This is a genomic window from Microbacterium protaetiae, from assembly GCF_004135285.1.
Lineage (GTDB): Bacteria > Actinomycetota > Actinomycetes > Actinomycetales > Microbacteriaceae > Microbacterium > Microbacterium protaetiae.
Genome location: NZ_CP035494.1, coordinates 1,975,323 through 1,988,540, shown reverse-complemented (window position 1 = coordinate 1,988,540; position 13,218 = coordinate 1,975,323). Strand labels below are relative to the sequence as shown.

Below are 13,218 nucleotides of genomic sequence, written 5' to 3'. Positions count from 1 at the left end.
GCGTCGGCGCAGCCGCGGCCGCAACGGGCGTCGCAGGCGACGCAGTCGGCGCAGTCGGCGCAGCAGGCCGGGGAGGTGCCGGCCAGTCTGCGGCGGCAGGGAGCGGTGGCGTCGGCGCAGCCGCGGCCAGCGACGCGGTCGGCGGCACCGCAGCCGCGGCGGGCGCAGCCGCGGCATCCACCAGTCGTCCGTCACGCATGTGCAGCACGCGGTCGCAGCGGGCTGCGACATCCGCGTCGTGCGTGACGACGACAAGGCTGCGGCCCTGCCCGGTGGTGGCGTGCAGCAGCGCGGCCATCACCTCGTCGGACGTGTGCGAGTCCAGCGCTCCGGTCGGCTCGTCGGCGAACACCACCGGCGCACCCGTGACCTGTGCGCGGGCGATAGCCACGCGCTGGGCTTGGCCTCCCGAGAGCTGGCCGATGCGGCGGTCCTCCATGCCGGCCAGGCCCAGCGCGGCCAGCCATGCGGCGGCGCGCAGATCTGCCTCGCGCCGCGGCATCCCGAGCACGAGCAACGGCAGCGCGGCGTTCTCGAGCGCGGTCAGCTCGGGCAGCAGCAGGTGTTCCTGAAAGACGAATCCGACCTGCTCGCGGCGCACGGCCGAGCGCTGCGACTCGGTCATGCCGACAAGTTCGAGCGGCGCGGCGCCCGAGGCTGCGAACAGACGCACGGAGCCGGCATCCGGGGCGATCACGGCGGCCAGGGCGTGCAACAGCGTCGTCTTGCCCGAGCCCGACGCGCCCATGATCGCGACCGACTCGCCGCGGCCGATCGTGACCGACACGGCAGAGAGCGCGACGAGGTCGCCGTAGCGTTTGGTGACATCGGACGCAATGAGGACGGGATTCATGCTTCCAGCCTCGTCGGCGGGGCGGGGTGCGTCGTCCGCCCACGGGTGTATCCGCATCGTCCGGGAGGATGATCCTCCCGGACGGGGCTTCAAGGCATCGGGTGAGGGACATGCGGGGCTTCGAGGCATCGGACGAGGGACATGCGGGGCTTCGAGGCATCGGACGAGGGACGTGCGGGGCTTCGTCGACGAGGCAACGGACGCGGTGATCCGGGCACGGGCGTGGGGCCCGCCGTCCCAAAACGTCGCTTCGACGGGGCGAAGCGACACATCGGGACGGCGCTCTCGCGCAGGCAGCCCAAACTCGTCCCATTCCGTCGCTTCACCCGCCCGAAGCGACCCATCGGGACGGCGTTCTCATGCCGGCACCCCACGCCCGTCCCATTCCGTCGCTTCACCCGCCCGAATCGACAATTCCGGACGGCACGCCCAACGCACTGCCCAGCCCGTCCCAAAACGTCGCTTCGACGGGGCGAAGCGACCCATCGGGACGGCGCTCTCGTGCGGGCACCCCAAGCCCGTCCCATTCCGTCGCTTCACCCGCCCGAAGCGACAATTCCGGACGGCGCGGCCAACGCACTGCCCAGCCCGTCCCAAAACGTCGCTTCGACGGGGCGAAGCGACACATCGAGACGGCGCTCTCATGCCGGCACCCCACGCCCGTCCCATTCCGTCGCTTCACCCACCCGAAGCGACACATCGGGACGGCGCTCTCATGCCGGGCACACCAAACCCGTCCCATTCCGTCGCTTCACCCGCCCGAAGCGACGATTTCGGACGGCGCTTGGCCGGCGGGCTCACGCGCTAGGTTGAACGGTATGGCAAGAGGGCGAGCGGGCGGCGGGCGCACACCCCGACGGGCGCCACGGCCGGTGGCGAAGAAGGCCGTGGCGAAACCCCCGGTCAAGAAGGCCGCGCCCAAGCCCAACCCCAAGCCCAAGCCCAAGCCGTCTCCCAAGCCCAACCCCAACCCCTCGCCCTCGCCCGCACCGGCGCCCACGCCTGTCGGCCCGTTCCGCCTCGGTGCCGTGCCGGGAGCGACACCTGGCAAGTGGATCGGTGTGTGGCAGGAAAGGATGCCGCGCACACCGCTCGAGCTCGTGCCCATCGACGTCGCGACCCAGCGCGCTGCCCTGTCCGACGTCGACGCGGCGCTCGTGCGCCTTCCCCTCGACAGCGACGGCCTGCACGTGATCACGCTCTACGACGAGGTACCGGTCGTGGTCATGTCGACGGACTCCGACCTGACCGCCGCCGACGAGCTCGAGGCATCCGATCTCGCCGGCGAAGTGCTGATCACCCCCGCTGACGACGTGCTCTCTTTCGCGGCATCCGGGACCGTCACGCCGTCCTTCGAGAGGCCCGAGACGACAGAGGATGCCGTGGCCACCGTCGCCGCGGGCGTCGGCGTGGTCGTCGTGCCCATGTCGCTGGCGCGGCTGCACCACCGCAAGGACGTCACCTATCGCCCCCTGCAGGGCGGACCGGTCTCGACGGTCGCTCTCGCCTGGGACGCCGAGCGCACCACCGAGCTGGTCGACATCTTCGTCGGGATCGTGCGCGGCCGCACCGCGAACTCGTCGCGCTGAGCTGGGCGCGGGTACTCGGCGAAGAGCGTCGTGCTCGGATCAGTGAGCGAGGAGTGCAGCGACACCCGGTCGTTGAGCGAGGAGCGCAGCGACGGGTCGAAACGGCCTCGCACCCTTGTTTCGCGTCGCGTCGCACTCCCCGATGCCGACACCTCGAGTGAGCACACACTCAGTCGTCACAAACGGCCCCCTCCACCGCAATACAGGGGCCATATGCGACGACCGAACGCCGCGCGGCTGCGATTCGGGATGCCACGGCGCGCGCGCCCACATCAAACCGTCGGATGCACACCAAACCGGCGACGGTGTGCTGTGCATCCGACAAATTCACATGAAGCCGCCACGGTGGCCGGGCACGCACCTGAAGAGGCCGCGTGGCTGGCCGCCGCAGTGGCGGGGCCGGGCACGCCCGGCCCCGCTACTCGGCCTGCAGCTTCTCGACCACCTCGGCCGCGCGGGCGATGCGGGCCGCGGCATCCGCGTCGTCGTCCCATCCGTTGAAGTGCGCCGCGATCCTCCCGGAGATCAGCGGGGCGGCGAACGAGGTTCCGCTCCACACGGCGAAGCCCCCCGTGAAATCGTCGGGGTCGAGTGACTCGCGACGCTCGCCGTGCGCATCACGGCGCGTGACCGCCTGCGCTCCCCCGTCGAAGCTCGGGAATGTCGAAAGCACCGAAACCCCACACGCATACACGTCGACCCACGGCGCGGTATTGCTGAACAGCGCAACACTCTTGCCGCTCGGGTTCTTCGCCCCCACTGCGAGAAGCGGCGCGCCGTGCTCTCCCTTCGGGAATGCGGCCGGGAACATCGGCCGATCGGTCGCATCGTTGCCGGCACTGCACACGATCGTCGTGCCGTACCGCGCGATCTTCAGCAGCGCCTTACGCAGCCCGTTGCTGTAGATCTCGTCCTCGGGCTTCTCGTGGTAATAACCCAGCGACAGGTTGAGCACGTCGATGCGACGGCCGCCCTGTTCACCACGGGCGTGACGGCGCACCAGCTCCGCGATCTGCTCGACCACCTTCATCAGGTCGGACTCGATGACCCGTCCCAGACTGTCGGCGATACGCACGGAGAGGATGTCGGCATCCGGGCACACCTGGTGCACGATGCCTGCCAGGAAGGTGCCGTGGCCCGAGACCGGGTCGATCTCGCCGTCGAGAGGTCCCACGAGGTCGGGGTGCAGATCGGGCGTCGTGGCCGGGTCGGCGATGCCGATCGGCTCTCCGTCGAGCGTCACGTGTGTGTCGACCACACCGCCGTCGAACCATGGGTGCGGTGCACAGCCCGTGTCGACGATCATCACCACGGGACGACGCCTCGTGCGTTCACGGTCGCGCGCCGGCGCCTCGCCGATCCACGAGATGACCTGTCGACCGCCGAAGCCGGGCAGGGCGTACCCACCGAGACCGGCGGCCGCGGGATTAGTCGATCCATACGGGCTCGTCGATGTGTACGGATTCGTTGAGGTGTAGGGATTGGTCGACCCATACGGATTTGTCGACCCGTATGGGTTGGTGGACATGAACGGGTTCATTCCGACCGGCGCCACTGTTAGCAGGTGGTCGAGACCCACGCCCTCGAGATCGACGCCGGCGCGACGTGCGGCGTCTAGGATGGCCCACCCGTCGGGGTTCGAACCCGCCGCGGCGCCTTCACCCATGATCTGCAGGCGTGTGGCAGAAGCCAGGTCGACGTCGCTGTGCGACGCGCGGCGATCGATCGTCACGACAGGAATAGGTTCGAATCTCCACCCCGCACGCTCGAATGCAGCGTTGAGCGATCGCGCCACCTCTGCGGCATCCCGGTCTGCAGCCACAAGAAGGCGATCGGGAATGTACACCGTCGGGTAGAAGTGATCGTCTCCCTCCCCCGCGGGCGGCTGCAGAACCGCCCCAAGCGGGCGGATGTTGTTCTCGCGCTCCTGCCAGCTCGCTCCGCCCGACGCCCGCTCAACCGGTTCGTCGCCGCTTCCCTGCACCGCCATGGTGGCCTCCTTGCCTTTGCGCTTGTGCACTGTGATCTCGAACTTTATCGCTCCGAGCACACGGGAAGGACGTCGGCTCTCCCGACATCCTTCCCGCTGGGCTCGGCGATGGCGTCCCCAGTCCGTACATCTCCGCCGCAGCGCACCGGCATCGAGATCGACTCCCCAGTCTTATGATCTCCCGACGCTGCGAACGTCCCACAGTGTGAGAGCCGTCTCATCCGGCGGTGATACGTCCTTCTTCAGAATCCTGCCCCGTGCACTTGGAACGGTGTCACAAGCCCCGTTCGGGTGGATGCCGCAGCGAGCGCCTCTGCTGGATCGCTGCCGGCGGTCAGCTCGCCGTGCAGAGCACCGAGCAACTCGCAGGCATCGTCGTCTGCGACGACCACCGGTGTCGCGACTACGCACCTCGCACCGGCAGACAACCAGATGCGGGCCATCCCGATCGCCTCCTCGCCCCACCGCACGGAGGAGCGGCCACCCTCGCACGCAGAGAGCACGACAACCGCCGGCACATCGGGAATGCGGTCGATGTCGTACCCGAACAGTGTGCCATCGGCCAGTTCCAGACCGGAGAATAGCGCGTTATCGGTCGCATGCTGACCGTGTGCGGCGATGTGCAGCACGTCAACGTGCGCGGCAAGGGAGGTGACCGCGTCGACGGATGCGGCATCCCGCTCGAGGACTGTCGGCGTGGACCACGCGGATGCGGCCGTCTGGACCTCCTCACGGCCCCGCATGACACGTGGACCCACGGCGAATCCCGCGGTGCGCAGCGAGGAGGCGCCACGTCGCACATCAGCCCACCGTGTGGCCGACGGCGCCAGAGTGAAGGCACGCCGGCGCATGCCAGGCAGCATCCCCCACGGAATCCCGGCAAGCATGCCCGGCGCCGTGACCACGACACGTCTATCGCCGGCATAGCGCAGCGGAGCATCCAGCAGCAGAGCAGACAGGTCCGCGAGTCGGGCTTCCAGCGAGCGCAGCACGACCTGGGCGAGCGGGCCCGTGCGCACGGTGGCGACCATGTCAAGATCCGCACGCAATCCCGGTAGTAGCGCGCGGGCGTCGGCGGCTTCCGGAAGTGGAACGATTCGACGAAAATCGCGGGTGACAACGAGACAGACGAGCGCGTCACCGGAGTACACGTAGGAGACGAGCGCGGTGTGCCCATCGAGCTCGTCTGCAAGCTCATCCAGGCTCAGCCGCCGACGGACAGACCCCGCAGCTGTCTGCGTCCACTGCCGTGCACGAACACTTTCCTGCAACGCGATCCCCCGAGTGCTGGTCGCCCAGTTCGGGTCGTCAGCGCGCAACATCCTGAGCTCAGCGAGCTCGGCGGCCAAGCCCGGATCTGGTGGTGGCCGCAGCGGCACGACCTGCTGGCTGAGCTGTCGCGCTCGCTCGGACCATTCGAAGACCAGCGTCGGCTTGCCCGACTCCACGGCGCTGGCAAGCCCGGCGAACACCAAGTCGCTGCCATGCATGGCGACAGATGTCTGCAGGTCAAGACTTCCGAACGACTCACACCAGTTCGCGAGCAGATCAAGGCCGGCCGCAGCCGCCCGCCGGGCCTGAGCCTGCTGCCCACGCGCAAGGGCACGAGCCACGCGTGCCTCATGAGCGAGCAGCTGAACACGGATCGGTGCTGACCTCGGCACTCGCGTGGTGCCGCTGCTCGGTACCTGCGCGTGCCGCGCGCGCCAGATCGCGAGGCTCAGACGCAACGCCGCCGCGTCGCTGGTTAGACCCGCGCGAACGAGAGTGGCCGCCGTCTTCTCGACGTCGTCGCCGGAAGGCACGTACTTCGGATCAGGCCGCCGGCCACCACCGCGTTGCACTCCACCGCCCGCAAGTTCTGCCTGCATACGAACTGCCGCTGCCCGCGTCGCCCACACTGTGCTTTCCAGCGTGGTGAATCGACGTTCGGCAGCGGAGGCCGTGCGTGCGGCTCGGGGAGGGTCATGCAGCAGTTGAGAATTCGCCAGCTGCAGTTCCGCCTCAGCACGAAACTGCGGCATCCGCTGTGAACCGAACAACGCCGCGGCAGACGCCAGTATTCGCTCGGCCTCCCTCGTAAGCCCGGCATCGCGCATGACCTCAGCCCGGTCCACATCGCCCACAGCGCGAGCCGCCGGGGACGCGGCAGCAAGCGGTCGAGCCTCTTGCATTCCGCGGAGAGCGGCGACGAGGTCACCACGCAGGAGGGCGACGTAGGCCCAGTTATGTTTCGCTTGTGCTTCATCTACCGCCAGCCCGACATCGTGGAAGATTCGGATCGCTCGTTCCAGATCTTCCGCAGCACCATCTGCGTTGCGCAGTTGAAGCCTGTGGAGACTGCGATTCATCCGAACCCGGCCCTCCGCAACACGGTCAGTAGCGAGACTGTTGATAGCCGCCGTGAGGTGGCGTTCCGCCTCGCGGAGTCGACCCGAGCCATGAGCGATTGCCCCTAGCTGCCCGAGCAATACCGCGCGCGTCGTGTCGCTTACCCCGGTGCCGTCCAGCGCTGCCCGACAGAGTGCCTCCGCTTGCGCGGGCTTTCCCGTGCGCAGCAAGATGAACGCTCGCGTGCCGCTGATGCGAGCCCGTACATCGGCGTCGTCCGACAGCTTCTCAGCGCGCTGAAGAGTGCGCTCCGCACCAGCGAAACGCCCGCGGATGCTCTGATCCACAGCATGACGGTGCAACTCGGCGGCGGTCGGGGTCACTCACCCATCTTCGCGCAACCGCTGTCACCTCGCTTGGTAGGCATTGCGCGGCGGCCATTGTGGTGGAACTGTTATGGAGTCCACTCTCCAAAAACGAAGGAACCATCATGCCCTTCACAAGCACAAACGGCGTCCCACCGGCAGTCACTGCCGTCTTGGCCGCACTGTCACCGCAACTCGCCGTCAACGCCCTCACCGTCGAAGACGAAGAATGACCCGGTCGGGGCGGCCCGCACCGCCCCGACCGCTCAGACTTCGAACTGCGGCGTCTGGAACTCGGTCGACTCGCCCTCGCGGGTGACCGTCAGCCGCACCCGCGCCAGCCCCGCGCGCACCCCGTCGAACGCGAATCGGCCGTGCTCACCGACCTCAGTCTTCTTCTCGCGCTCACCCTGCACGAGGCGAACCTCGCTGACCGCGGCATCCACCCACCCGTCGATGCGGTGATCGCCGCCCTCGGTGGCGGCGATGTGCAGCAGCACGCTCGTCTCGCCGTCGCTGAACTGCAGCGTCGCCGTGTCGCTTTCGCCGCGCACCTCGGCGTACTGGCCCTCGACCAGCGTGAGCAGCGCGTACTCGCGGGTGAGGTCCTCGACGGCCACGGCGGCCACCATCCGATCGATGAGGCCGGCCGGCACGGGGTCGCGCTCTTCCCACGCCGCGCGCAATCGTGCGAACAGCGCCGCGTCGGCGGCGACATCCTCAGGCGCCATGAGCCATCGCCCCCTCGTCGCCGAGCAGCGACCGAAGCTTGGCCAGGCAGCGCTGTCGGGTCGGGCCGATCGAACCGACCGGCATCGACAGGTCCTTCGCGATGCGGGCGTAGTCGGGGCGGTCATCGAACGCGACGACCCGCAGCAGGCGCCGGCACCGCTCGGCCAGCTGTGCGACAGCGCTCCACAGGCGCTGCGCCTCATCGTTGCGGGCGGCGGATGCCTCGGCCGACTCGGCCGTCGGCAGCTTGGGTTCGAGCTCCTCGGTCTCGGTGACGTCGGCCCGCCGCTGCGACTTGCCCGCGCGCCAGGCCTCGCGTCGCGCGGTCGTGGTCAGCCACCCCGACACCGCCCGCGGTTCGGTGATGGTCTCGTGCCGGCGCACCAGGGTGAGCCAGGTGGTCTGCACGACGTCTTCGGCCAGTGCGGCATCGACCCCGTACGCCCGCACGACGTGCCAGAGCGTCGGGGTCATGAGCCGCACCAACTCGTCCATCGCACGGGTGTCGCCGTCGCGCCAGGCAGCGAACAGCGCGCCCGCGCGCTCCCAGCGCGTCGGCTCGCCGTCGGCGGGCGCGGCGGCAGCGGCCGGCTCATCAAGGGATGTCACATAGACAATTGTCTCCACATCTGCGAGAGGACGGTACCCGTCGGCCTGATACATGACAATCGACGAGTTTCTGCAGGTCATTCACGGGCGTCCGGCAGCAGAAGCGCGACCGGATAGTCGGCCAGCAGCACACCCAGCGGCACCTCGCCCGGCTCGAACCTGCGGCCCGTGAAGACATCGACGGCCGCCCCGCCCCGGCGCAGCAGCGCCGTGTCTGCCCACCCGCCGCGCGCGGCAAGGCCCACCGGCAGCCGGGTCGTCACCGCAACAGCACCCCCGCGATCGAAGGCGACGGCGTGCTCGGCTGCCCGGCCCACCACCGTCGCCGGCCGATACTGCGTGAACAGATCGGGGCGATCACGCCGCGCCCGCAGGGCGCGTGAGACGACGAGCAGCTTTGCTGCTCCCGACGCGTCGACCGGCGGCATCCACCCGTCGTCGATCCGGGCGAGCAGCCTGCGACGCGCTCCGAAATCGACCGGTCGACGGTTGTCGGGGTCAACCAGCGAGAGGTCCCACAGCTCGGAGCCTTGATAGAGGTCGGGGATGCCGGGGCCAGCCAGCTGCAGCAGCTTCGCCGCCAACGCATTCGACCACCCAGGACCGGCGATGCGCGCCACGAACGCCTCGACGATCGCCCGCGCACCCGCGGGAGCATCGTCGAAGGCTGCGTCGACCACCGCGTGCACACGGGCTTCAAACGCGGCATCCACCTGGCTCCAACTCGTGCGCTCGCCCGCTTCGCGCGCGGCCTTTTCGGCATAGGCGTGCAGCCGCTCGGCCGTCGCCGGCCAGCTGCCGACGATCGCCTGCCAGAGCAGCGCGTCGAACGGTCCATGCCCGGTCGAGGCCGTCGCACGCAGCCGATCGAGCGTCGCGGACCACTCCCCGGGCAGCTCGGCCAACACAGCCAGCCGCGCCCGCACATCCTCGCTGCGTTTGGTGTCGTGGGTCGACAGCGCCGTCATCGTGTGCGGCCACGAGGCCTGGCGCCGCTGCTGCGCGCGATGGAAAGCCGGCACCGACAGTGCGAACACCGAGGGATCACCGCCCACCTCGGTCAGCGAACTCAGACGCGTGAAGCGGTAGAACGCCGCGTCTTCGACGCCCTTGGCCATCACCGCCCCGGTCGTCTGCTCGAACCGACGAGCGAGCTCGTTCGCCCTGTCGGCGAGCAGCGGCTCGATAAGGGCGAGAGTGGTCGCGAGATCGGGACGACGAAGGGATGCCGCAGCCACCGCCTCAGCGAGAATCCGCCGCCCGGCGGGCAGATAGGTACGGTACACCGGAAAGCACGCGAGCAGTTCGGCGAGCGCGTCGTCGGCATCGGGCGTGCGCATCGGCTCGGGCAGGCATCGCACGAGCCGGCGCACCTCGGCGCGCAGCACGGTGTCAGCTGCCGACCGTTTCGCATCGTGCACCAGCTGTGGCCATGACACCGCACGAAGACCGGTCTCGGCGCGCAGCCGGGCATCGAGGTCGGTGAGCGGTGCTTCGCCGGCAGGATCGACGAGCACCCGATCGATCTCGGCGAGCGCGTCGTAGCCGGTGGTGCCGTCGGTCTGCCACCAGTCGGGCAGGGTCTCGTCGTGTTCGAGGATCTTCTCGACGACGATGTACGCGTCGGCGTCGGCGTCGGCGTCGGCGTCAGCGTCAGCGTCGGCGTCAGCGTCAGCGTCAGCGTCAGCGTCAGCGGCGCCGGCACGTGCCGAGCCGGCACGCGCCTCGCGCAGCGCCCGCGCCAACCGCGCGAGGTAGGCGCCGGGGTCGGCCAGGCCGTCGGGATGGTCGACGCGCACACCGTCGACCATGCCTTCGCGCACCCAGCGCAGCACCTTGGCGTGCAGCGCATCGAACACCCACGGCACCTCGACGCGCACGGCCGCGAGGCTGGAGATCGTGAAGAAGCGGCGATAATTCAGCGCCGTGGCCTCGTCGCGCCAGAACACGAGTTCCCAGTGCTGACGGCCCAGCACCGTCGCGACATCGGCACCGTCATCGGCCGAGCCGTCGGCCAAGGGCAGTACATGATCGCCGTACCGCGCAACGCCGGCCGCGGCATCCACTCGCACGGCAGCGGCGTCGTGCGGGTCGCCGAGCACGGGCAACCGCACCCGTCCGCCGCCGAACTCCGCGTCGATGTCGAACGCCTCGGCATAGCGCGAGGCTCGCCCGCGACGCAAGACGTCCCACCACCACGGGTTCTGCGTGGGCCTTGCCACCCCCAGGTGGTTCGGCACGATGTCGACGAGAATGCCGAGCCCCGCCTCGTGCGCGGCCGCGGCGAACCGCGCCAGACCTGCGGCGCCGCCGCGCGCGGGATCCACGCGCGACACATCGACCACGTCGTACCCGTGGTCCGACCCGCTCGTGGCCTGAAGCAGCGGCGACAGATACGCCCACCCGACCCCGAGATCGCACAGGTAGCCGGTCAGCTCGGCTGCGGCATCCAGGTCGAACGTCTGCCGGATCTGCAGGCGGTACGTCGACGAGGGATGTCGCGTCACGGGCTACCCCTCGGCGGTCGTGGGTGAGTCGTCCGTGCGCGCAGGTAGCGCCTGCGCGACCGACGCCGCGGCGGAGTGCTCGAGATCGGTGGCCTCTTCACTGTGCGCGCCCAGCACGGCCAGTGACCGCGCCTGCAGCGTGACAGTGCCCCCCGGCTTGACGGGGTGCTCACCGTTGCCGTGCGCGCCGGTCTCGACCAGCAGGTCCCAGTTCGGGCTGGTGCGCACATCGGGAATGTGAAAGTCGACCGGATCGTCGCCGGCATTGAACAGCACGAAGAAATGCCGGTCGGTGATCGGCCGGCCCCGGGCATCCCGTTCTCCGATGCCCTCGCCGTTGAGGAACACGCCGATCGCGCGCCCGAACCCCGAATCCCAGTCTTTCGGCTGCATCTGCGTGCCGTCCGGCCGCAGCCACGCGATGTCGGGAATCGCCTCACCGCCGACCTGCCGAATGGGGCGCCCGTCGAAGAACCGCCGGCGCCGAAAGGTCGCGTGCTCGCGACGAAGCTGGGAGAGCCGGGCCGTGAACTCGATGAGCGGCCGGTCGGCGGCATCCCAGTCCACCCAGCTCAGCTCGTTGTCTTGGTTGTAGGCGTTGTTGTTGCCCTGCTGCGTGCGACCCAGCTCGTCGCCGTGCGAGATCATCGGCACGCCCTGGCTCAGCAGCAGCGTCGCCAGGAAATTGCGCTGCTGCCGCGCGCGCAGCGCGAGCACCTCGGGGTCATCGGTGGGCCCCTCGACACCGCAGTTCCACGACCGGTTGTCGTCGGTGCCGTCGCGGCCGTCTTCACCGTTGGCCGCATTGTGCTTCTGGTTGTACGAGACGAGGTCGCTGAGCGTGAAACCGTCGTGGGCGGTCACGAAATTGACGGATGCCACCGGTCGGCGCCCCGAGTGCGCATACAGATCACTCGACCCGGTCAGGCGCGAGGCGAACTCGCCGAGAGCCTGCGGCTCGCCGCGCCAGAAATCGCGCACGGTGTCGCGGTACTGCCCGTTCCATTCGGTCCACAGCGGCGGAAAATTGCCCACCTGGTACCCGCCGGGGCCGACATCCCACGGTTCGGCGATGAGCTTGACCTGCGAGATCACCGGATCTTGCTGCACGATGTCGAAGAAGGCGCTCAGCCGGTCGACCGCATAGAACTCGCGGGCAAGAGTGGAGGCCAGGTCGAAGCGGAATCCGTCGACGTGCATCTCGAGCACCCAGTAGCGCAGCGAGTCCATGATCAGCTGCAGCGTGTGCGGGTGACTGACGTTCAGGCTGTTGCCGGTGCCGGTGTAGTCGGTGTACGCCGACGGCTCTTTCTCGTCGAGCTTGTAATAGGCGGCGTTGTCGATGCCGCGCAGACTCAGCGTCGGGCCGAGCTGGTTGCCCTCGGCGGTGTGGTTGTAGACCACGTCGAGAATGACCTCGATGCCGGCCGCGTGCAGCGCCCGCACCATGGCCTTGAACTCCTGCACCTGCTGGCCGCGCTGACCGGTCGAGGAGTACTCGTTGTGCGGCGCGAGGAAAGCTATCGTGTTGTAGCCCCAGTAGTTCGACAGCCCCTTCTGCTGCAGGATCGTGTCGTTGACGAACTGGTGCACGGGCATGAGCTCGATAGCGGTGATGCCCAGTCGCTGCAGGTGCGCAATGATCGCGGGATGCGCGATGGCACTGTAGCTGCCGCGGATGTCGTCGGGGATGTCGGGATGCCGCTGCGTCAGCCCCTTCACGTGCGCTTCGTAGATCACGGTCTCGGAGTACGGTGTGCGCGGCAGCTGATCGCCGCTCCAGTCGAAGTAGGGGTTGATGACGACGCACTTCATCGTCGAATCGGCCGAGTCGTCGTCGTTGCGCTTCGTCGGGTCGTCGAGGTCGTAGCCGAACAGGGCCTGCCCGTCGGTGGTCTGCCCTTCGACCGCCTTGGCGTAGGGATCGATCAGCAGCTTGGCCGGGTTGAACCGCTTGCCCGACGCGGGATCGTATTCGCCGTGCACGCGATAGCCGTACCGCTGCCCGGGCGCGATGTGAGGCAGAAAGACGTGCCAGACGTATCCGTCCACGTCGATCACGTCGATGCGGGTCTCGACGCCGTCGTCATCGAACAGGCACAACTCGACGCGCTGCGCTTCCTCGCTGAACAACGCGAAGTTGGTGCCGTTGCCGTCGTACGTCGCCCCCAGTGGATAGGCCGTTCCGGGCCATGATTCCACAGGCATCCCCTCCCTGGTCCGCTCCAGAGTACCCCGGCCG

At 68.8% G+C, this 13,218-nt stretch carries 7 protein-coding genes and 1 pseudogene; 1 reads left to right on the top strand and 7 read right to left on the bottom strand.

All coding sequences use genetic code 11. The features are described from left to right. Positions 1-163: 163 nt before the first annotated feature. Positions 164-853: pseudogene (locus ET475_RS09285) on the bottom strand (ABC transporter ATP-binding protein); the annotation flags it as partial. A gap of 887 nt (positions 854-1,740) precedes the next feature. On the opposite strand from ET475_RS09285, the gene ET475_RS09280 reads away from it, so the two are divergent. Beyond that, complete coding sequence (locus ET475_RS09280; protein WP_242497579.1) at positions 1,741-2,442, top strand: LysR substrate-binding domain-containing protein; 702 nt, start codon at positions 1,741-1,743, stop codon at positions 2,440-2,442. 418 nt (positions 2,443-2,860) lie between these two features. On the opposite strand, the gene ET475_RS09275 is transcribed toward ET475_RS09280, so the two are convergent. From ET475_RS09275 to glgX, 6 genes are all read right to left on the bottom strand, one after another. Continuing rightward, positions 2,861-4,432, bottom strand: coding sequence for a S8 family peptidase (locus ET475_RS09275; RefSeq protein ID WP_129388997.1), 1,572 nt, complete (start codon positions 4,430-4,432; stop codon positions 2,861-2,863). 242 nt (positions 4,433-4,674) lie between these two features. Next, a complete protein-coding gene (locus ET475_RS09270; RefSeq protein WP_242497578.1) occupies positions 4,675-6,531 on the bottom strand; it encodes a CHAT domain-containing protein in 1,857 nt (618 codons plus the stop codon). Between the two features lie 863 nt (positions 6,532-7,394). Next, positions 7,395-7,859: a hypothetical protein gene (locus ET475_RS09265; RefSeq protein WP_129388991.1), complete on the bottom strand. Its 465-nt coding sequence runs from the start codon at positions 7,857-7,859 to the stop codon at positions 7,395-7,397. After that, positions 7,849-8,469 carry an RNA polymerase sigma factor gene (locus ET475_RS09260; protein WP_242497577.1) on the bottom strand — a complete coding sequence of 207 codons (621 nt, stop codon included), beginning with the start codon at positions 8,467-8,469 and terminating at the stop codon, positions 7,849-7,851. Before ET475_RS09260 ends, ET475_RS09265 begins: the two co-directional genes overlap by 11 nt. Positions 8,470-8,546: 77 nt before the next feature. After that, positions 8,547-10,976 carry a malto-oligosyltrehalose synthase gene (gene treY, locus ET475_RS09255; RefSeq protein ID WP_129388988.1) on the bottom strand — a complete coding sequence of 810 codons (2,430 nt, stop codon included), beginning with the start codon at positions 10,974-10,976 and terminating at the stop codon, positions 8,547-8,549. A gap of 3 nt (positions 10,977-10,979) precedes the next feature. Beyond that, positions 10,980-13,178: a glycogen debranching protein GlgX gene (gene glgX, locus ET475_RS09250; RefSeq protein ID WP_129388985.1), complete on the bottom strand. Its 2,199-nt coding sequence runs from the start codon at positions 13,176-13,178 to the stop codon at positions 10,980-10,982. Between the last annotated feature and the right edge of the window lie 40 nt (positions 13,179-13,218).

Bases quoted from the DNA above. Each gene is read 5' to 3' on its own strand.
- ET475_RS09275 (WP_129388997.1), bottom strand. From the start codon at position 4,432: ATGGCGGTGCAGGGAAGCGGCGACGAACCGGTTGAGCGGGCGTCGGGC.
- ET475_RS09270 (WP_242497578.1), bottom strand. From the start codon at position 6,531: ATGCGCGATGCCGGGCTTACGAGGGAGGCCGAGCGAATACTGGCGTCT.
- ET475_RS09265 (WP_129388991.1), bottom strand. From the start codon at position 7,859: ATGGCGCCTGAGGATGTCGCCGCCGACGCGGCGCTGTTCGCACGATTG.